Origin of the sequence: Methylophilus sp. Leaf414 (assembly GCF_001425425.1) — a bacterium.
In the GTDB taxonomy this organism is placed as follows: Bacteria; Pseudomonadota; Gammaproteobacteria; order Burkholderiales; family Methylophilaceae; genus Methylophilus.
In genome coordinates, this window is the sequence record NZ_LMQQ01000001.1 from 693,855 (window position 1) to 714,000 (window position 20,146).

Here is a 20,146-nt window from a genome sequence, read left to right on the forward strand (position 1 = left end):
TCAAAAAAGGCTCGATTAGAAAATGATGGCTGTACGTTTGTGGCAAGGCGTGTCGGCGCAGACAGTACAATTCAGTACGGCAAACCGACACAACACCGCCACAGGCGTACAGCCATCATTTTCAAAGCATGAGGCCTTGTTTTTCGATGAAGGAGACAATCTCCTCCAACCCCTGCCCACTCTTCAGGTTACTGAAAATAAAAGGTTTTTCACCACGCATGCGTTTTGCATCCTGATCCATCACTTCCAGCGAAGCGCCTACCATAGGCGCCAGGTCAATCTTGTTGATCACCAGCAAATCAGACTTGGTAATGCCGGGGCCGCCCTTACGCGGGATTTTCTCACCGGCGGCTACGTCGATCACATAAATCGTCAGGTCAGATAGCTCAGGGCTGAATGTTGCCGCCAGGTTATCGCCACCGCTTTCGACAAACACAATATCCAGCGTCTGGAAGCGTTTACTTAACTGATCCACCGCTTCCAGGTTCATGGAGGCATCTTCACGAATCGCTGTATGCGGACAACCGCCGGTTTCCACGCCGATGATACGCTCAGGCGATAACGCCTCGTTGCGCGTCAGGAATTCGGCATCTTCCTTGGTGTAGATATCGTTAGTCACCACAGCAATGTTGTAAAGCTCGCGCAACCGCTGGCAAAGCGCAAGTGTTAAAGCCGTTTTACCGGAACCGACCGGGCCACCGATGCCAATACGTAAAGGCTCTTTGTACTCGGTAACCGCGGGTGTGGGAGTTTCAAATTGGGTATGTATTTTCATGATCTGAATAATCTACTGTATTGCGTTTCGTGTTGGCAGCCGGCAATGCTGAGTAACGGGTTAAAGTTGCTCATGGCATCATCCGGTAATTGCATAGCGGCTTCTATCACTTGTGGCAAGCGCTCTCCCAAGCTAAGCAGGATGGTCTGCCCGGCCACCTGACCAAGCGGCACAGCCTTCATGGCAGCGCTGGCCTGATTTTCCAGCCAGCCCCAGATATAACCATGCAGCACCTGTTCAGCCGGAATTTGCCAATGCTGGGCAATGGCTGCATATAAAGTCGGGAAAGCTGGCGATTCCAGTGCGTTAATCTGTGCCACCAATGCGGGCGACATGGGCTTGAGGTCATTCAGCAAACGCCGCAGGGAATAGCCCATTTGCCGTGTTTCTGCCCATCCTTCAGCGGTGTCCCGCCCTGCCTGGTAAAACATGTCCCACTCTTGCACTGCGACTAAATCCTGCGCCTGCCAGGCCTGGTATAAACGGTATAGCACCGGCAATTCAAAACGGGCCTGATAAATCTGCAAACTGTCGCCTATCCAGGCTTGTGCGGTTGCAACACTGGTAACTTCACCCGATTCAATGGCCCACTCCAACCCTTGCGAATAGCCATAAGCACCGACTGGCAACAGCGGGCTGGCCAATTGCAGCAAGCGACTGAGTGCCAGGGCATTAACCATGTGCACGCCCACTATTTTTTGGTCGTAACGAATGCAAGGCATCATCCCCATGGCGATGACCGCCACCGTAAGCGCCGGCTTCCGGCTCAAAAGGCGCTTTAACCTCGCTCACCTGCATGCCTAACCCCAACAGCATATCTCTCAGCACATAATCCTGCTCCAGGCGTAACCAGCCATCGCCAATTTGCAATGGCACGTGACGGTTACCTAAATGATAGGCTGCACACATCAGGTCGCGAGGTGTAGGCGCAATCACGTTATAGACCGGCTCTTGTGCTGCCACAATCTGGACGACCAGGCCATCCTCAGACTTGAGTAGATCGCCACCACGCAGGATGATGCCCCGGGTTAAAAACAATGCCGCTTCGTTGCCCGAGGCCAACTTCACACGCAGGCGGCTTTTCTGCCGCAGGTCAAAAGGCAGTTCGAGTGTGTCGTCTATATGGCCACTGACAGTGATACGTTCGGTGAGATGAATCATTTTTAATCTTTTATAAACTCAGTTCCATCAATGAGCGAGCGGGATAAAGTACAAAGTGCCCGAAACGCTGCAATTTGCCCACATTGATCAGAACAAAAAGTAGCGTTGTGCCATAGGCAACACATCCGCCGGTTCACAGACCAAGGGCATGCCATCAGCAAGCACTTCATAAGTTTCGGGATCGACGTCAATTTTGGGTAGCCAGGTGTTATGTACCATGTCGGATTTTTTCACGTCGCGCGTACCTTTGACAGCGACTAGTGGTTTTTGCAACCCCAGTGCCTTCACTTCAGGATTATCCAGCCCGGCTTGCGAAACAAAGGTCACTGCTGTTTTGAGGCCACCGCCATAAGCGCCAAACATGGGACGGTAATGTACGGGTTGCGGGGTTGGAATGGAAGCATTAGGGTCACCCATTGCAGCCGCGGCAATCATGCCGCCCTTGATAATGGTAAAAGGCTTCACCCCAAAGAATGCCGGCTTCCAGACCACGAGGTCAGCCAGTTTGCCCACTTCAACAGAACCCACCACATGCGATACACCGTGCGTAATGGCAGGATTGATGGTGTATTTGGCTATATAGCGCTTGATACGGAAATTATCATTACCAGCTGTGTCTTCCGCCAGTGGTCCACGCTGAATTTTCATCTTATGCGCGGTTTGCCAGGTGCGGATAATTACTTCACCCACTCGCCCCATGGCCTGTGAATCAGACGACATCATCGAGAAAGCGCCAAGGTCATGAAATATATCTTCCGCAGCAATGGTTTCGCGGCGGATACGGCTTTCGGCAAACGCGATATCTTCTGCAATCGCAGGATCCAGGTGATGACAGACCATTAGCATATCCAGATGTTCGTCGATGGTATTGACGGTAAATGGTCTTGTTGGATTAGTAGAGGAAGGCAATACATTCGGATAGCCAGCCGCCTTGATAATATCCGGCGCATGGCCGCCACCCGCCCCTTCGGTATGGAACGTATGGATGGTGCGGCCCTTGAACGCACCGATAGTGGTTTCGACAAAGCCTGATTCATTCAGGGTATCCGAATGGATGGCAACCTGCACATCCATTTCGTCAGCGACGCTCAGGCAATTATCAATGGCTGCCGGTGTGGTTCCCCAGTCTTCGTGCAATTTAAGCCCGATCACACCCGCCCGTACTTGCTCACGCAGTGGTTCAGGCAAACTCACATTCCCCTTACCCAGAAAACCCAGGTTCATAGGGAAGGCATCTGCGGCCTGCAACATACGATGGATATGCCATGGTCCTGGTGTACAGGTAGTGGCGAAAGTGCCAGTCGCCGGGCCGGTACCGCCACCAATCATGGTGGTGACGCCGGACATCAATGCTTCTTCGATCTGTTGCGGGCAAATAAAATGGATATGCGTATCAATACCGCCTGCAGTAATGATCATGCCTTCACCGGCAATGACTTCAGTACCTGCGCCCACTGCAATTGTGACACCGAGCTGGATATCAGGATTGCCTGCCTTGCCGATGGCAGAAATATAACCACCTTTGATACCAATATCGGCTTTAACAATACCCCAGTGATCAATAATCAATGCATTGGTAATCACGGTATCAGCAACTTCAGCTGCCAGGCCTTGCCCCTGGCCCATGCCATCACGGATCACTTTGCCGCCGCCAAACTTCACTTCCTCGCCATAGATGGTGAAGTCTTTTTCGACCTCCACCCACAACTCGGTATCCGCCAACCTTACCTTGTCACCGACAGTCGGGCCGAACATTTCAGCATAGGCGCGTTTATCCATTTTCACTGTCATTGTTTTTCCTTATTGCTCTGACTTTATTGCTCGCCTGCTATTTCAGGGCGCCCATGACTTTACCGGCAAAGCCGTAGACTTCACGCTTGCCCACCAGTTTGACCAATTGCACTGTACGCGTCTGGCCTGGCTCAAACCGCACCGCCGTCCCCGCCGCAATATTCAAGCGGGCACCGTAAGCTAACTCACGGTCAAACGACAACGCTTCATTCGTCTCATAAAAATGATAGTGTGAGCCGACCTGAATTGGCCTGTCACCCTTGTTCGCCACATCCAGCGTCACCGTTTCGCGCCCTGTGTTTAATTCGATGTCGCCTGCTGCGACCTGCATTTCGCCGGGAATCATTAATTACTCCAGTCGTTTCTTACTTTATTTTCAAACATTATTTCTCTGCATATTCAGGCGTGGAGTTGCAAGCGTGGAGGGCAAGGCGCACAACCGCAGACAGTACAATCAGTACGACAAGGTTGTGTAACACCGCCATCTGCGCTTGCAACTCCATGCCTAAGGAATGGGGTGGTGGACGGTGACTAGCTTCGTCCCATCCGGGAATGTTGCCTCTATCTGGATATCCGGAATCATCTCCGGCACCCCTTCCATCACTTCATCACGGGCCAGCAAAGTCGTGCCATAACTCATCAGTTCCGCCACCGTTTTGCCGTCCCGCGCCCCTTCCATGATCGCCGCGGAAATAAAAGCGACAGACTCAGGATAATTCAGCTTTAAACCACGTGCCTTGCGCCGCTCGGCCAACAGAGCGGCAGTGAAAATCAATAATTTATCTTTTTCTCTTGGGGTTAATTCCATAAGCGGCTAATTCCATAAATGGTGAGCTACGTAGACAAATGCTCTTTGACTATTTCTATGGCGATCAGGTATTCCAGATACGTGGCCTGATGGCGTCTTTTTGATAATACCACGGCCTTAAAATCTGCCAGCAATGCTCAAAGTATTGCCTGGCCTGCTGCGATGCATTACCAATATAACGGATACACAGCACTTCGGGTAAGGCCGTGATGCCTACTTTGGCATCTGATAACACTATCTCACGGCAGGCTTGTAACACTTCGGCAGGTACAGCGCCTGCACATACCAGAAAGGTGCCGAATACCGCTGCACCCCCCAAACCAACTCGACTCGTCTTGACCAGGTCATCCGCCTGCATGCGCGCACGCTCGTTCCAGATCAATCTACCATTTCGAGTGATACGCTGATTTAACTGGTAAAAACCACTTTGCCAGATTTCCTGTTGCGCCTGGCGGCCAAGGCAAACGATATCCCACGCCGCCAAAGTGGCATCTGCTGCCAGCGCTATCTCTGCAGAAAAACCTACTTCTGCAGCATCAAATAAAATATTTTCCTGCGGTAACCATTCCAGGCCACTGCCTGCCGCCAATTGAAAGGTGAGCGTTTGTGTCGCTTTGGTACCATTGGCCTTGTACCACTTGCCTGCACCAGGCGTCGTCAACAAGGCTCTTGCACCTTCTCCGACTTGTACCTGTAAATGCAGTGCGTCGCCACCTGCCACCCCACCGGGAGGATGCACCACTACCGCATGACAGATATCTTCGCCTTCAGGATGCAGGCTTTTCTGAACGACCAATGGTCCATGATGCAGACGATGTGCCAGGTAAGAGCGTGCATCACGCCTGGCGAAGCCAAGCTCAAGCCTTGCTTGCCAGTGTTTTGTGGCAGTGAGCTTTAAGGGTGGCGATACGATCGCAGGCTTTAAATCATCCATAACGGCATCATGCCACAGCTTAGAAAATTATTTTAATACTTGGCATAGAGAACACTGAGTTCACTGAGAAAACTTAACTCAGCATTTGAAATCTGTGTTCTCTGTAGCTAAAACAATCCTAAAGCTAAACAGACAAATAGCTTTTCACCTTGGCAGCATCGACATTATCGCGGGTATCTTCATGAATAAAGCGGCCTTTATCAATCACGATAATACGGTCAGCCACCTCCATCGTGAAACTCAACACCTGCTCTGAGACAATGATGGTGATTTCACGCATTTTGCGGATTTCGTTCAATACCCTGGCAATATCCTTGATGATAGAAGGCTGGATGCCTTCGGTTGGCTCATCCAGCAATAACACTTTAGGATTAGTTACCAGCGCACGGGCAATCGCCAGTTGCTGTTGCTGACCACCAGACAGGTTACCGCCCTTGCGCTTGCGCATTTCATGCAGCACGGGGAACAAGGCAAAAATATCATCAGGGATCTCGCGGCTGGAAGATTTCTCCAACCCGGTTTCGATATTCTCCTGCACCGTCATGTTAGGGAAAATCCAGCGGCCTTGCGGTACATAAGCCAGGCCCTTCATCACTCGATCATGCGTAGCGGCACCTTGCAGATCCACGCCATCCACAGTGGCCTTGCTGGACTTGCTAGGCAAAATACCCATCAATGACTTGAACAAGGTCGTTTTACCCATACCATTGCGGCCCATAATCGCCAAGGTTTCGTTTTTATTGGCTTTGAAGTTCAGGCCATGAATCACCTGGCTTTGGCCATAACTCACCTGCAAATTCTCAATTTCAAACATGCTGTGCTCCTCTAATGGCCTAGATATACTTCAATGACTTTTTCGTCAGCTTGCACTTTTTCCATCGGCCCTTCAGCCAGGATTTTGCCTTGGTGCAGTACAGTGACCTTATGTGCGATTTTCTTGACGAATTCCATGTCGTGCTCAATCACAATCACTGACCTGTTCTGGCAAATGCGGTTAAGCAATTCAGCCGTCTGGTCGCGTTCTTTTGCACTCATGCCAGCGACTGGCTCATCCAGCATCAGCAACTCCGGCTCCTGCATCAGCAACATGCCAATCTCCAGCCATTGTTTCTGGCCGTGGCTGAGCAAGGCTGATTCCATATCCAGGAACTCGGTCAGCATGATGTCTTCTGCTACCTTGCGTACCCGATCTTCGACTTCCTGTGTACGTTTGAAAGTCAGGCTGCCAAACACGCCACGGCCTTTCGGGTAAGAAACTTCCAGGTTCTGGTACACCGACAGATTTTCATAAATCGATGGATTCTGGAATTTACGGCCTACCCCTGAGCGTACGATTTCGTGCTCAGAGAGCTTGGTCAATTCGGTATTGTTAAACTTGATCGACCCGGCGGTAGATTTGGTTTTACCGCAAATCAGGTCAAGCACCGTGGTTTTTCCGGCACCGTTAGGGCCCACCAGTACACGCAGTTCATTTTTGTCGATATACATGGTCAAGCTATCCACTGCTTTAAAGCCATCGAAGGAGACGGTTAAATCTTCTACTGCCAAGACGAAGTCGGTGTTACTCATGCTTCTGCTCCTCTTAATTTATTACCCTCGATTGCAGATGTCGCATCTGCTTTCTTGCGCGGTGATCTCTTGGTGGCTACACCGGTAGAGTCTGTAGCCAGGGATGTTTCAATGCTTGTTTCGGTAAGTACTGCTTGTGCTTCTACCTTAGAAGTACTTACCTCAGGCTTTTTTGCAGGTGCCTTGTCTTTGAACCAGCCATATTTAGTCGCGTATTTATCCCAGATACCAGCCAAACCGCTTGGGAAGAACATCACCACTGCGATAAACAGCCCGCCCATCAGGAACAGCCACATTTCAGGATAAGTTTCCGAAAACACGGTTTTTCCATAATTCACCAGCAAGGTGCCATAGACAGCGCCAACCAGTGAAGCACGGCCACCCACAGCACAGAAGATCACCATTTCAATCGATGGCACGATCCCGACGAAGGAAGGTGACATAAAGCCCACCTGCAGGGTAAACATGGCACCACCCACCGCGGACATCATCGCAGCCAGGCAGAAGATAAAGATTTTGAAATTGGAGACGTCGTAACCGGAGAAACGTACGCGCTCTTCTTTGTCACGCATCGCCAGCAACAACATACCGAACTTGCTGCTCATGATGTATTTGGACAGGAAAATCGCACCGAACAGCAACAGGCCATTCACAAAGTACAGGATGTATTTGGCAGAGTCACTACGGATATCCCAGCCCAGCATGGTACGCAAATCAGTCATGCCATTCACGCCGCCGGTATACCCTTGCTGGCCGACAATCAGGATACTCAGGATCAGCGCCACGGCTTGCGTAATGATGGAGAAATACACACCGCCCACCCGACGTTTAAACATGGCGTAACCGATGATGTAGGCGAACAATGCAGGAATGGTCAGCACGGCAAAGATGGTGAACGGTAAACTCTTGAACGGCTCCCAGAACCATGGCAAGGCAGTCAGCTGGTTCCAGTCCATGAAGTCAGGAATACCAGGTGTAGACTGGATCTTGGTACTCAGCGGATCAGAAGCCTCCAGTTTAAGGAACATGGCCATGGCATAACCGCCGAGGCCGAAAAAGATACCCTGGCCTAAACTCAGGATACCGCCGTGCCCCCACAGCATGACCAGGCCGACAGCAACAAACGCGTAAGTCAGGTATTTACCGATTAAATTGAGGCGGAAGATATCTAAGCCCAGTGGAAGTACAACGAAGATGATGGCAGCCAGTACAGCCAGGCTGATCACTCCCTCCTTACCACCCAGTACAGGGCTGGCTTTCATTTTTTCCCATAATGTCATCAAGATTTCTCCTCTGTTGATGCGTTGATTCTATTGCGGCAGGGCAAAACACTTAATACGTTCATTTACTTATGGCAACGCGTGGAAAACCTGTTCACACGTTGCCATCACCCTTTTATTTACGCAGTTTGGAGGCAAACAAGCCCTCTGGTTTCATCATCAGGATAGTGACGATGACGAGCAAGGTAGACACCTTACCCATAGAGCTGGTCATAAAGAATTGCAGGATAGATTGTGCCTGGGCGATACCGAAGGCAGAGGCAATCGTACCGACGATACTTGCTGCGCCGCCAAACACTACCACCATAAAGCTGTCGACGATGTACAAGGTACCTGTGGTCGGGCCAGTGGAAGCAATGGTAGTAAACGCAGCACCAGCGATTCCGGCAATGCCGCAGCCCAGTGCAAATGTGACGCGGTCAACTTTGGCAGTGTTGATACCTACTGCTCCAGCCATGGTGCGGTTTTGCACGGTAGCGCGCACACGCAGGCCCCAGCGGGACTTGTACATAAACATATACACACCGAAAGTCACCAGCGCTGCCAGCACCATCACGAATACGCCATTAATAGGAATATCAATATCTGGTGTCGGTTTAAATGACCCGAGCATCCATTCAGGCAACTCGGCGCTGACTTCTTTGGCGCCAAAGGTCGAGCGGAAAATTTGCTGCATGACCAGGCTCAAACCCCAGGTGGCCAGCAAGGTATCCAGCGGCCGCTTGTAGAGGTGCCGGATCATAATGAATTCAATAAAGTAACCGACGGCGAATGCCAGTAAAAAGGCAATCGCTATGGCAAATATAAAGTAATAATTAGTGAAGCCATAAGTCGCCGCCACTTTGGAAAGCAGGACCGTGGTATACGCACCGATGGTCATGAACTCACCATGTGCCATGTTAATTACACCCATTTGCCCGAAAATAATTGCGAGACCAAGTGCCATCAGCAGCAACACTGTAAACATGCTCAGGCCGGAAAAGCCCTGCATCACCACAATATTGCCTATATCTGCCATCGAATAACCAAACATACAGGTCTCCTTGAAACTTAAAAAACACACTAATGGGATTGACTACTTGCGCTAAACGGTAGCCGGCAAAACCGGCTACCGCTCAGGCATTTAAGACCAGACTAGTTTATTGGTAGCCTTTTGGAAATGGATCAGGTTTGATGTAACCAGAGGTGTAAACCACTTTCGCCTGGCCATCTTTACCCCACTGACCAATACGCAGTTTGGTAGTCAGGTGATGGTTAGCTTCTACAGTCACAGGGCCTTCTGGTGCATCTTTAAACTCGTAACCAGGCAATGCTGCTTGAACCTTGTCTACATCGAAGCTGCCAGCACGTTCAACCGCTGCTTTGTACAACCATGGGCCCAGGTAAGCCGCTTGCGTCACGTCGCCGATCACAGCATCTTTACCCCAGCGTTTTTTGAAGGCTTCAACAAATTTTTTGTTTGCATCGTTGTCTTGCGACTGGAAGTATTTCATGGCTGAGTAGAAGCCAGCCAGGTTCTCACCACCGATACCCAATACTTCATCTTCGGTCACGGAGATGGTCAACATGGTTTGCTTGCTTGAGTTCAGGCCAGCTGCGTTCAACTGTTTGAACCAGGCTACGTTACTGCCGCCAACAACCGCTGCATAAATCACGTCAGGTTTTTTCAGTTTGATTTTGTTGATCACAGAACCAAATTGCGTATCACCCAAAGCAATGTACTCTTCACCTACCACTTTGCCGCCCAGATGTTGCTCGATGTGTTTACGGGCAATTTTCATGGAAGTACGTGGCCAGATATAATCAGAACCGATCAGGTAGAAAGTTTTAGCTTTCTTCTCTTTAGCGATCCAGTCCAGACCTGCTAGGATTTGTTGAGTCGCTTCCTGACCTGTGTAGAACACGTTTTTAGATTGCTCTAAACCTTCGTAGAATGTTGGATAGAACAGCAAGCCGTTGTCTTTTTCAAACACTGGCAATGCAGCTTTACGTGAAGCGGATGTCCAGCAGCCCATCACAGAAGCCACTTTGTCTTTTTCCAGCAGTTTCTTCGCTTTTTCAGCAAAAGTCGGCCAGTCAGATGCGCCGTCTTCCTGCACGACTTCGATCTTGCGACCCAGGATACCGCCCATGGCGTTGATCTGCTCAATCGCCAGCTTTTCAGCCTGGATAGAACCTGTTTCACTGATCGCCATCGTGCCGGTTGCGGAGTGCAGGATACCGACTTTGACGGTTGTGTCAGTCACGGCCAGGCCGGTGGTGTTCACTTTTGCTGTTGGATAGTCTGCAGCAAATGCGTGTCCGGTAACGAGACCCGCTGCCATCATGGCACCTAACATCGCGCCTTTGATAAAACCCCTTCTGTTCAAGGTACTCATTACAACTCTCCTTTAAAAATCAGTTAACTTCAAAATTAAACATTGCTCACTACATACTGTATTCAGGAACTGCTTTATTACGATGAGGGCTTTAGTCGGCTGATCAGACGAGTGTCCGATCAGCTTTACTTATCAGACTAGTGTCCGATCATCCAGGGCCTGGCCGTTTTCTTGGTTTGCATCTGCATCGCCGGTTTGCCGTTATCAGGGTTCACCTTGGTGGTGGTTTTGCAGGTATGTGAGCCTGTACAACCACAACTTGAGCGGCGACCACTGCGTGGTTCGTGGGCAGATTTCTCGTTACGTTCATGCGCTGACCGTTGTTGCTTGCCCATGATGGCCAGTTTAGGCACCGACAGGATGCGCGGACTTTCTGACCCACAACACTCACAATCAGCTGGCAAACTGGATTCACTCATCTTGCGTAGCGCGGTAAACACGCCACAACTGTCACACTCATATTCGTAAAGAGGCATCTCGCTTTTCCTTATGCAAACTTTTAAAACGTAAACCTAAGTTTCCTTAAATCTTAAGTACTTGGCGCCACATTGATTCCAGGTGGGACTTCGATCTTCGGTCCATCAGCATTTGGACGGATATCAAATTCGAAGATCTCGGTCGGGACCCACAACGTTGCACACGCATTCGGGATATCTACAATGCCGCTGATATGACCTTCTACCGGGGCCGTGCCGAGGATAGCCACCGCCTGTTCGCCGCTATAGCCGAATTTCTTCAGGTACTCGATCGCATTCAGGCAAGCCTGGCGGTAAGCCACATGTACATCCAGGTAGTGTTGTTTACCAGCTTCATCTACCGAGATACCTTCAAAAATCACATAATCACGATAAGTCGGAGTGATCGGGCTAGGCTGGAAAATCGGGTTCTTGATACCGTATTTCTTGACGCCATCCTTGATCAGGCTGACCTTGATGTCCAGGTAGCCGGCCATTTCAATCGCACCGCAGAAAGTAATTTCACCATCACCTTGTGAGAAGTGCAGGTCACCCATGGAGAGACCACCGTCTTTCACATACACTGGGAAATATACTTTGGAGCCTTTGGTCAGGTTCTTGATGTCGCAGTTACCGCCGTGGTCACGTGGCGGAACGGTACGCGCACCTTCCGCCGCCGCTTTTTTGGCAGCATCACCTGACAAGCGGCCCATTACCGCAGACTGTGGCTCGGGTGGCAGTGCCAGCGCCGGTACGCGGTCAGGGTCGGTGGCAATCAGCGCAGCTTCACGCTCATTCCAAGTTTCCAGTAATTCACGTGATGGCAGGCAACCGATCAAGCCAGGATGCATGATGCCGGCATAACGCACCTTAGGTACATGGCGGGAAGTAGTGTAAACGCCGTGGAAATCCCAGATTGACTTGCTTGCCTTAGGGAAATGGTCAGTCAGGAAACCGCCGCCATTTTCCTTGGCAAACAGGCCGTTAAAGCCCCATTGCTGGTCTTCAAACGTACCCACGTCGAGGATATCCACCACCATCAGGTCGCCCGGTTCAGCACCTTCAACCCCGATAGGGCCACTCAGGTAATGCACCTGGGTCAGGTCCACATCACGGATATCGTTGGCGCTGTCGTTGTTACCGATCTGGCCGCCGGTCCAGTCCATGCACTCGACACGGAACTCGTCACCAGGCTTGACCATGGCAATCATCGGCAGGTCCGGGTGCCAACGGTTATGGATTTGACCGTCCTGCTCCCAGGGTTTTTTATCCAAATCCAGTTTCACTATTGTTTTCATTACACTCATCTCCTTTGTGAGAAAGGGTTATAAGGTTTGTTTAAAATTGCATCTGTAACGCAAGTTTGAAGAAATTATCAGTAGACGCCTGCGGTACATCTGTTTTGCCCACAGTCGCGGTAATCACTGAGTTATAAGGCGCGATGACGTAGTTAGCACCGATCTCGAAACGCTTTGTATCTGCACCGGTACGAGTATTGACACTGCCGCCACTGGTCAAACCATCCGCATCAAATTTCTGGTAACGAACGATAGGCATAATCTTGCCCCAACCGATTGGATCGTTGAACAGATAACCCAGACCAGCTGAATAAGCCTTGCCTTGTTCTGCCAGGAAGACATCATCAGTGTCGTAGTAGTAGTAAGCTGCTTCGGCAGAGAATGTGCCTGGACCTACGTCTTTTTTCTCAAGCAAGAAATCGACACTGTAGGACTTGTAATCACCCACAACACCCGCCAATGTACTGATTGCGCCATCCTTCTTCATACGCCCGGCAATACCGATAGCCAGAATGTCCTTGGCACCAAAATAATTACCAGTACCGTAGTAGCCTGGTTCAGCATCCCAGAAGTCGATTTGTACGCGACCGGCATACATCAACTTATCTTTTACTGCGGCATTTTCTTGACCACCTAGGCGTGCGCCAGCTGGACCACTGAAACGGAAAATGTTGTCGCCTTCAAAAGCACCGAAAGAAACAGCTACATGGTCTTCCATAAAGCTGGTTACAACTGCCACACCATCATCACGACCAATTACGCCACCATTCCAGCCGTAACGTGAAGCGATGTTTGCCCAGTAACCCCCACCCATAGAGTAATAAGGGCCTGCCATGTTGGCACGGTCACTTGGAGACAGGAAGCGACCTGCCCAGATGGACACTTCAGGCGTGACCTGGAACTGCACGTTGGCGTCAATCACTTCAAAGTTACTACCTGCAGAACCACCACCGGACTTCTCGGTGTTTAACATGCCTTTGATGTATTTATTGAATGAACCAGACAAATATAAACGCGCACTATCCAGCGCAAAATCGTTTGAGCGGTCACGTCCGTTGTTGGCCGCATCTTCAACAGAGTTATAACTGGTGATAAAACCGAAGCCGGCACTGATATACTTGTCTTCACCAAAACTGATAGTGGCGCCCGCATTTGCCAATTGCGCACCGAAGCCACAAGCCATTGCTACAGCGGTATGCAAGGCACATTTTTTAATATTCATCATCTAAAACTCCCTTTCTCGTTAACTTCAAAACAATCACAGTCGATCAAAACTTGTGCCCAGATTAACGACAGGGAGGTGTAGGACAAATACGTCAATTTGCGTAGGATGCTAAATAGCAAACATCGCTAGACTGCACATAACAAATTGAGAACAGGACTCGCAATGCGTCTTTTAACTTACTTAATATTGGTAGCATTATTGCCCGGCTGTGGCGAGGTTTCATATAAGCGTGGAGGTTCACAGCAAGATATAGATAGAGCGCATCAAGCCTGCCGCGGCAGCGGCGATCAATTGAGTGCCTGCCTGGCAGAACAAGGCTGGCAAAAACCAAAAGTTGACGCGATGGATCCGCTGTTTGCGACCATTGAAACCCGTGACAACCACCAGGAAGTCATCAGTAAGCCGAGTCCGTTTATTGAGATCACTCCGGATAAAAAGGAAAAACCAGTCGCCCCTGCTGTTGCGAAAACACCACAGAATAGTGCTACAACTTTAACCAAGCCTACAGAGATGGCTGCACCTACCGCTGCTGCAACGACAACCAGCACCACCTCTGAAGAGAAAACAGATAAGGCCGCCAGCCTCTCAACAGTAAATGACGGCCCCGATGTGGAATACGCGATTAACTCCTGGTGGAAAATGGGGGCATTTCCAGACAAGCTGAAACAGGATCAAGTCTCCTGTGAGAAAAAACTGGGGCCAGATTATTTACCCAACTACAAAACCCAGACGTTCAAACGCGCCTTTGTAGTATGCATGCATGATTTGGGATGGATGGCGATCAGGAATATTAAGTAATGTATCGCTCATTAAATTACACGCAGGAAAATTGCTTCATTTTCCTGCATCCTTTAAGCTATCACTTTAATCAACATCTTTTCTGCTTATCTACCACTCTCACTAGGATAAATTCCTATCCAGCTGTCAGCGCATTCTGACGAAGCTATCAGATTTATGAGACTACTTTCCTTTTGTACAGATTTTTAAAATGCCCACCATGCATTTATTTCATGCTTAATCTAATAAGCATGTTTATCTGAGAGGAAATACCATGATTAAAAATGTAGCGATGGGTATAGTATTTTTAACAACTTCAGCGCTAGCCTATGCAGATGGCGTCGCTGTCAGTATTGGTCAACCGGGATTTTATGGTCAGATCGTTTTAGGTGACCCCTACCCGGCCCCACAAGTCGTCTATGCGCAACCGGTGATTATCCAACCACCACCCGTAGCTGTTGTCCAACCGCCTATGTATTTGCGTGTCCCGCCTGGCCAGATGAAAAAATGGTCACGCTATTGTGGTCACTACGGCGCATGTGGCAGACAGGTGTATTTTGTCCAGGATTCATGGTATCAAAACGTATATGCGCCCCGCTATGTATCTTACTCACATGATCATGGCGATTACAGGGGTGACAGAGATGATCATCACCATGAGCACTATGACAAAAAAGGACGTGGCCCCAGGCATGATGATCGTGTGCCGGGAAATGGCAAAGGGCGTGGGAACGGCAATGGAAACAGTAAGGGCAGGGATTGATTTTAATTCAAAGTATTGCACACACTTTCCGTGCAATACTTTGAAATGATAAGCTTCTTTATGTATTTCTCTTCTTTTGCAGCAAATTGCTTACCCTTTCTTACGTTTACTTTCATCTTAATACGCTTGATAAAAGTGTCCGTTTTTTAGGGTAAGCTATGATTTACTTAACCCGTAATAAAGTACCACTGACGCTTGAGCCCTGACCGACACCACTAGTCGCAAAAAGATTAAAGTTAAGAGTACCAGTCGGCCAAATGAAAGTCGTCGATTGCCCATTAGATAAATCATAAGTATCAATCCTCGTCTTCCCGCTCTGGTCGTAAATAACCAGTCTCAGTTTACCACCACCAGTAGTGACGGCAGTCAGTTTAAACTTGTCCCCAGGATTAGGTTTAGCCCATGTCACCTGGCTTACAAACCGGTTAGTTGGATTCGACTGCACAATAGGTGATTTTGTTGGGCCAAATTCCACCGCTTGTTTCCACGTATTAAATTGCCCGACGCTAGGGTCATTCTTGTACCAACCATTTCCTCTTTTAACACCCCATGGTCCACGCATAGATAAAATATTTAAATTTTTCTCTGGCGTAAATGGGGCTCCATTTGCATCCACCCAATACTTGGCAGCGGTGACTCTACGCAAAGACTGGCGAATTAAGTGCAACTCGTTACCGGCTCTGGAATTCCATCCATTTTTATGTACATTAAGCCCAGAGCCTATTTCAGCATAGATCACAAAAGGCGTGCCGTGATTAAGATCAACCACATAGGCACCATACACTTTTAATGTTTTCACAATTTTGATCAGTTCAGGCGTCTTAATCTTGGAAACATCAAAATCTGAGGGCAGCATGAGTAATGTACCTTCAGGGATTTGACCAGTATTTTTTGCACTTAAAGTGTCAGCTGATGTTGCAGGATAAACATATCCTGGTCCCATGCCAGTCTTATCAAGAGACATGGCTAGCGCATGAGGATAGATAGCATCGTTACTTAGAAACTCCTGTTTCCGGATGATACCTGGGCAGGCGCCTATCGCGACAGCCCTTGCACCTTGGTAATAATGTGCCGGATCAGCCCAGCCATCACCTTTCATTGATGACCATGCGTATAAGTAGGCCGTCCAGGCACCATTCACTTTTTTCAGCTGCCAAAAAGAATGTATCACGCCGGTTGAAACATCATAGATATCAGCATGACCATCGCCACTTGCAGAAGGCTCCAAGTCAGCGGGCCAATGCGGGACAACGACTTGAGGCAGATTTGTTTCGGAATCAGCATCATATATACCCTGTCGACCTGGAGTGGGTTTAACCGTCACAGCCCCACTTTTATCGTCAGCATAAAAACATCCTGACGAATATTTACCTGATTCAATTAAAGGATAATATATTGAAGGTGGGATCACATAATTAGAAAAAGTCGGGGAAATAGGCCTGCTATTCCAAAGAGAGTTTTTAGCAAAGGGCTTTGCATAATATTCAGCAAGCCGTAATTGACTACTGCTCGAATTAGTATTGTTACTTAATTGGGCTGCCGCAACATTTGGATCAACTGCACCAACAGCACTTATGGCTGTTAATAGGGACACTGAGGCTAGGCAATTCCGGATAATAAAAGACACGTTTGTGTATGCTTTCATCATTTACTCCTATAAGGAAAGGTTATGATTAAATGATCAGCATTCGTAAATCCAACGTAACCCATGCAAACTTGGGTGGCATTTATGAGTAGTTATACTGATGAACAAGCACAACATTCATGATATGCACTTTACATTTTTTACTGCACTGACATTCCAAGCAGTCGCCATACGGATTGTTTCCACGAGGTGACTGCCAACGACTAAAACGCTTTCCAATAACACTTCTAACTCACCTGCATCAAAAACCTAAAGGCTTTTGTTTTTTTCGATATGAGTATAATTACTGACAGTCAAAAAATAATTGCCAGTCTATTATCTCAATTTGTACTGTTAGCAAACCCATAACACTAAAGTTTAACGGTTTAGATAACATCCTTTCTTTTAAGTCGATCCACATTTTTAATCTAGACAGTGTCCGATTATTCGATATTTAAAGTGCTTTTACACTGCATTGCTGTTTTGATGATTACCCTTCTTGCGCATCAAGAATAGCTAAAATTTGTCACAAAATTTACAAGCTATTGTATAAAGTGACCAGGATGGGAAGTTGTTTAAACATCTCGGATTAAATTGCTAGTGAATTTAGCTTCAATATCGATTTACAAGACCTATTAGCAAAAGATATACCACTTATGTAACTAGTCACTCAAAGTCTCCTGCAACTATGCTCCCAGTTTTTAAACCAAAAGTTTGTAAAGTCCATTTATACAATTGGATAAGTAAAATTACTTAAAATGAATTAATTGATTTGTGTCTCGCAAAGTTCTGCATTGGCCCTGCTTTTAGCATTTTCCTCGCATTTTGCGCCAGCTTATCTATTGCAAACCATTGAAATATAAAGAGGAACTTTCAAGCCCTAGCAATATCTGGCGAATCTTCAGTGATTCTGGGGTTCAATGTGTTTGCAGCGGAAACAGAAGAGGAGACAGTATTCGTGACCTCTCCGCACAACAGTTATTATCAATCTGCCCTGCAGCCGTCTCATCAAATTACTACCACCTGCAAATCTCTGGGATCAACTAGGTGTGCGGAACGGGCTTTCATCAAGCATGGGATTATCATGTTCGGCGAGGCACCAGCCAGCAGGTTTGGGATGCCTTACTGACTTTTATTGCGAAAACCCAGGCAGATGAGCTAATAAACACTTCGCAAATTTTCAACCATGAGTCTCGCTTGAGATCCTTTGAAATCACTGCCGGTGTTTACAACATGCTAGTAATTGAAGCCTTGGGGTTTTTAATAGCTTTCCGTAATTCTTACAGCGCAATCAGCCATCTCCTGATAAGCTTTTCCAAACCGTCCATTTATCATCGAATTTTCAAATGAAGAAGAACATTAAGGAGATCAAATGGCGAACACTTCCCCAAAAAACTTTGTAGAAGAAATCATTGATAACGCGCTTACCCCTGACGCTGACACGGGCAATCAAAACGCACTGTCACAGGAAAACAACGTGAATATCAACCAGATCCTTCCGGAAATGCCGGTCGTCTGTTCGCAAGGTGGTCAGTTTGCTACAGTGGATCACCTTGAAGGCACCGACTGCATCAAGTTGAATAAAGATAGTAACGGCCAGCATCACTATATTCCGACCAGTTGGGTAAGCAGTACTGAAAATGGCAAAGTTGTCGTTGATCGCCCTGGCGATGAAGCAATGAAAAATTGGTCGCTAACGCCAATTCATTGATGCATTCTCTGCTCTGCAATGAGTATTATTTTTAAACAGACTCAAGGTTAACTCTTTGAGTCTGTTTGATTATTAAGCGTCGATATCTCGCTGAAATTTTATTATCCATTCGATAAACAATTAGGCTGGTCACTTTAAGTCAGACTTTGCTCTTGGCTAACTTCAACCCTGCTTCAACTTCAGCTCTACGGCCGGCATCAGCATCTTCGCGTCCAATCCTTGGTGCGGCAACCAATGCTTTTTCATAATACGGAATGGCTTGCTTATATTCACCTTGTTCACTCAGAAAATCCGCATAAAAAAAGTTGGGATCTATGCCAGCTGGATTTATTTGCAATGCCTTTTCAAGATAAGCTTTAGCTTTTTTCTTGTCACCGAATCCGATTGGCCAGCCTGGTACCTTGTAATATAGTGAACCTAAACTGGTATACGCTGATCCTTGGAGCGCATTTGGATTAGACTTTTCGGCTGCAAGCAGCAAGTCACGTGCCTTTTCGGCAAGCTTAAGTGCCCCAAGCCCACCTTTCGCTTTAGAATAACAAGCATTGGCAATGCCTTCCCAGATCAGGGCTTCCGGGGCATTAGCATTTCTCTCAGTGATCAGGTGCGCTTCTTCGGACAGATTTTTGAACGCAGACTCCTGTGCATCTTTAGGGGTACTGTAATTAGCCTTCGCCCATTCGTGCTGCAAACTGGCAATACTTCCATCAAGTTTTTCATCAGCCATGACTAAACCGGAAAATAAACTGAATAAGAGAACAGAAATACCTAGCCGATAATGTTTCATGAGAATGCTCCTTCGAAGTTATAAAAAATGACGTGCGATGGCTGTATCTTTTTTAGTACCACTACTGACTAATTTCGGACACACCGCATTTAACCAGGCAAAGAATGACTGTGGCTGTCCAATAAACACTTCTTGTTGATTTTTTTCAAGGCCGCGAACAATACGGTTGGCAACTACTACCGGTTCATCCATTACACTGTTAGTCTTCTCCCACATGGCAACAGTATTGGCATCGTTCATCGCAGTCTTAATCCCTCTGGGTGCAATATAAGTGACGCCAATATTGGTACCTAATAGCTCCCGGCGTAAAGATTGTGAAAATCCATGAATAGCGAACTTGCTGGCGCAGTAGGTTGCAAAATGAGGAAAACCCAACGAGCCAAATATTGAGCCAACAAATACTAAATGGCCTGTACCCCTCAGCAGGAATTCTGCAAGAATGGCGTTAGTAAGCTGAATCGGTATGGTTACATTTGTTTCTATCATTTGCTCGATGCGCTCTGGAGTCTGCTGTTCAAATTTAATGAAATCCATGACACCTGCGTTATTGATTAAAATATCGACCCCGCCCATATATCGCCTGGCAGCTTTTGAAACGTGAGAAATTGCTCCCGTTTCACTGAGATCAATCCCAATAGTGTGCGCACTTTTGCCAATCTGAAATAACGAATTTTTCAGTTGTAGCAATTTGGCCTCATCACGGCCAACCAAGGTGAGTTCAGCGCCTCTTCTGGCAAGTGCGATTGCAAGCTCTTGGCCTAACCCGCCTGTTGCACCAGTCAGGAGAATTCGTTTTTCTTTGAGGTCCAT

Annotated in this window: 21 protein-coding genes; 3 read left to right on the top strand and 18 right to left on the bottom strand. The window is 48.0% G+C overall.

The features are described from left to right. Positions 1-121: 121 nt before the first annotated feature. From ureG to ASG24_RS03455, 15 genes are all read right to left on the bottom strand, one after another. Positions 122-775: an urease accessory protein UreG gene (gene ureG, locus ASG24_RS03385; RefSeq protein WP_055867813.1), complete on the bottom strand. Its 654-nt coding sequence runs from the start codon at positions 773-775 to the stop codon at positions 122-124. Beyond that, entirely contained in the window at positions 772-1,455 is a 684-nt protein-coding gene (locus ASG24_RS03390) for an urease accessory protein UreF (protein ID WP_055867815.1), read from the bottom strand. Before ASG24_RS03390 ends, ureG begins: the two co-directional genes overlap by 4 nt. Beyond that, positions 1,448-1,936, bottom strand: coding sequence for an urease accessory protein UreE (gene ureE, locus ASG24_RS03395; protein ID WP_055867817.1), 489 nt, complete (start codon positions 1,934-1,936; stop codon positions 1,448-1,450). Before ureE ends, ASG24_RS03390 begins: the two co-directional genes overlap by 8 nt. 87 nt (positions 1,937-2,023) lie before the next feature. Next, entirely contained in the window at positions 2,024-3,727 is a 1,704-nt protein-coding gene (gene ureC / locus ASG24_RS03400) for an urease subunit alpha (protein ID WP_055867820.1), read from the bottom strand. Positions 3,728-3,764: 37 nt separating this feature from the next. Beyond that, positions 3,765-4,073 carry an urease subunit beta gene (locus ASG24_RS03405; protein ID WP_055867824.1) on the bottom strand — a complete coding sequence of 103 codons (309 nt, stop codon included), beginning with the start codon at positions 4,071-4,073 and terminating at the stop codon, positions 3,765-3,767. A 159-nt stretch (positions 4,074-4,232) separates the two neighbouring features. Further along, complete coding sequence (gene ureA, locus ASG24_RS03410; protein WP_055826318.1) at positions 4,233-4,535, bottom strand: urease subunit gamma; 303 nt, start codon at positions 4,533-4,535, stop codon at positions 4,233-4,235. A gap of 64 nt (positions 4,536-4,599) precedes the next feature. Then, complete coding sequence (locus ASG24_RS03415) at positions 4,600-5,469, bottom strand: urease accessory protein UreD (RefSeq protein WP_055867829.1); 870 nt, start codon at positions 5,467-5,469, stop codon at positions 4,600-4,602. A 124-nt stretch (positions 5,470-5,593) separates the two neighbouring features. Continuing rightward, positions 5,594-6,283, bottom strand: coding sequence for an urea ABC transporter ATP-binding subunit UrtE (urtE, locus tag ASG24_RS03420; RefSeq protein WP_055826322.1), 690 nt, complete (start codon positions 6,281-6,283; stop codon positions 5,594-5,596). 11 nt (positions 6,284-6,294) lie between these two features. Next, complete coding sequence (gene urtD / locus ASG24_RS03425; RefSeq protein ID WP_055826325.1) at positions 6,295-7,038, bottom strand: urea ABC transporter ATP-binding protein UrtD; 744 nt, start codon at positions 7,036-7,038, stop codon at positions 6,295-6,297. Beyond that, positions 7,035-8,318: an urea ABC transporter permease subunit UrtC gene (gene urtC, locus ASG24_RS03430; RefSeq protein ID WP_055867832.1), complete on the bottom strand. Its 1,284-nt coding sequence runs from the start codon at positions 8,316-8,318 to the stop codon at positions 7,035-7,037. The genes urtD and urtC overlap by 4 nt, the downstream gene beginning before the upstream one ends. 115 nt (positions 8,319-8,433) lie before the next feature. Continuing rightward, on the bottom strand, positions 8,434-9,351 hold the full coding sequence (gene urtB, locus ASG24_RS03435; protein WP_055867835.1) for an urea ABC transporter permease subunit UrtB: 918 nt from the start codon (positions 9,349-9,351) through the stop codon (positions 8,434-8,436). Positions 9,352-9,457: 106 nt separating this feature from the next. Next, positions 9,458-10,696, bottom strand: coding sequence for an urea ABC transporter substrate-binding protein (urtA, locus tag ASG24_RS03440; protein WP_055867838.1), 1,239 nt, complete (start codon positions 10,694-10,696; stop codon positions 9,458-9,460). Between the two features lie 137 nt (positions 10,697-10,833). After that, positions 10,834-11,172: an FmdB family zinc ribbon protein gene (locus ASG24_RS03445; protein WP_055867841.1), complete on the bottom strand. Its 339-nt coding sequence runs from the start codon at positions 11,170-11,172 to the stop codon at positions 10,834-10,836. Positions 11,173-11,225: 53 nt separating this feature from the next. Continuing rightward, positions 11,226-12,449 carry a formamidase gene (gene fmdA / locus ASG24_RS03450; RefSeq protein WP_055826334.1) on the bottom strand — a complete coding sequence of 408 codons (1,224 nt, stop codon included), beginning with the start codon at positions 12,447-12,449 and terminating at the stop codon, positions 11,226-11,228. A 40-nt stretch (positions 12,450-12,489) separates the two neighbouring features. Next, positions 12,490-13,674 carry a hypothetical protein gene (locus tag ASG24_RS03455; RefSeq protein ID WP_055867843.1) on the bottom strand — a complete coding sequence of 395 codons (1,185 nt, stop codon included), beginning with the start codon at positions 13,672-13,674 and terminating at the stop codon, positions 12,490-12,492. 162 nt (positions 13,675-13,836) lie between these two features. Between ASG24_RS03455 and ASG24_RS03460 the strand changes: the two genes are divergently transcribed. Both ASG24_RS03460 and ASG24_RS03465 read left to right on the top strand, forming a co-directional pair. Further along, positions 13,837-14,472, top strand: coding sequence for a hypothetical protein (locus ASG24_RS03460; protein WP_235562290.1), 636 nt, complete (start codon positions 13,837-13,839; stop codon positions 14,470-14,472). A 253-nt stretch (positions 14,473-14,725) separates the two neighbouring features. Next, positions 14,726-15,214: a hypothetical protein gene (locus ASG24_RS03465; RefSeq protein ID WP_055867847.1), complete on the top strand. Its 489-nt coding sequence runs from the start codon at positions 14,726-14,728 to the stop codon at positions 15,212-15,214. Between the two features lie 163 nt (positions 15,215-15,377). Here ASG24_RS03465 and ASG24_RS03470 read toward each other — a convergent pair whose 3' ends face one another. Then, a complete protein-coding gene (locus ASG24_RS03470) occupies positions 15,378-16,862 on the bottom strand; it encodes an Atrophin-1 multi-domain protein (protein WP_200936961.1) in 1,485 nt (494 codons plus the stop codon). A gap of 1,348 nt (positions 16,863-18,210) precedes the next feature. Between ASG24_RS03470 and ASG24_RS14320 the strand changes: the two genes are divergently transcribed. Continuing rightward, positions 18,211-18,549: a DUF2171 domain-containing protein gene (locus ASG24_RS14320; RefSeq protein ID WP_082487966.1), complete on the top strand. Its 339-nt coding sequence runs from the start codon at positions 18,211-18,213 to the stop codon at positions 18,547-18,549. A 139-nt stretch (positions 18,550-18,688) separates the two neighbouring features. On the opposite strand, the gene ASG24_RS03480 is transcribed toward ASG24_RS14320, so the two are convergent. Beyond that, positions 18,689-19,336, bottom strand: coding sequence for a tetratricopeptide repeat protein (locus ASG24_RS03480; RefSeq protein WP_055867853.1), 648 nt, complete (start codon positions 19,334-19,336; stop codon positions 18,689-18,691). 18 nt (positions 19,337-19,354) lie between these two features. Beyond that, the gene (locus tag ASG24_RS03485; protein ID WP_055867855.1) at positions 19,355-20,146 is read right to left on the bottom strand and encodes an SDR family oxidoreductase; all 792 of its coding nucleotides are present in this window, start codon (positions 20,144-20,146) and stop codon (positions 19,355-19,357) included.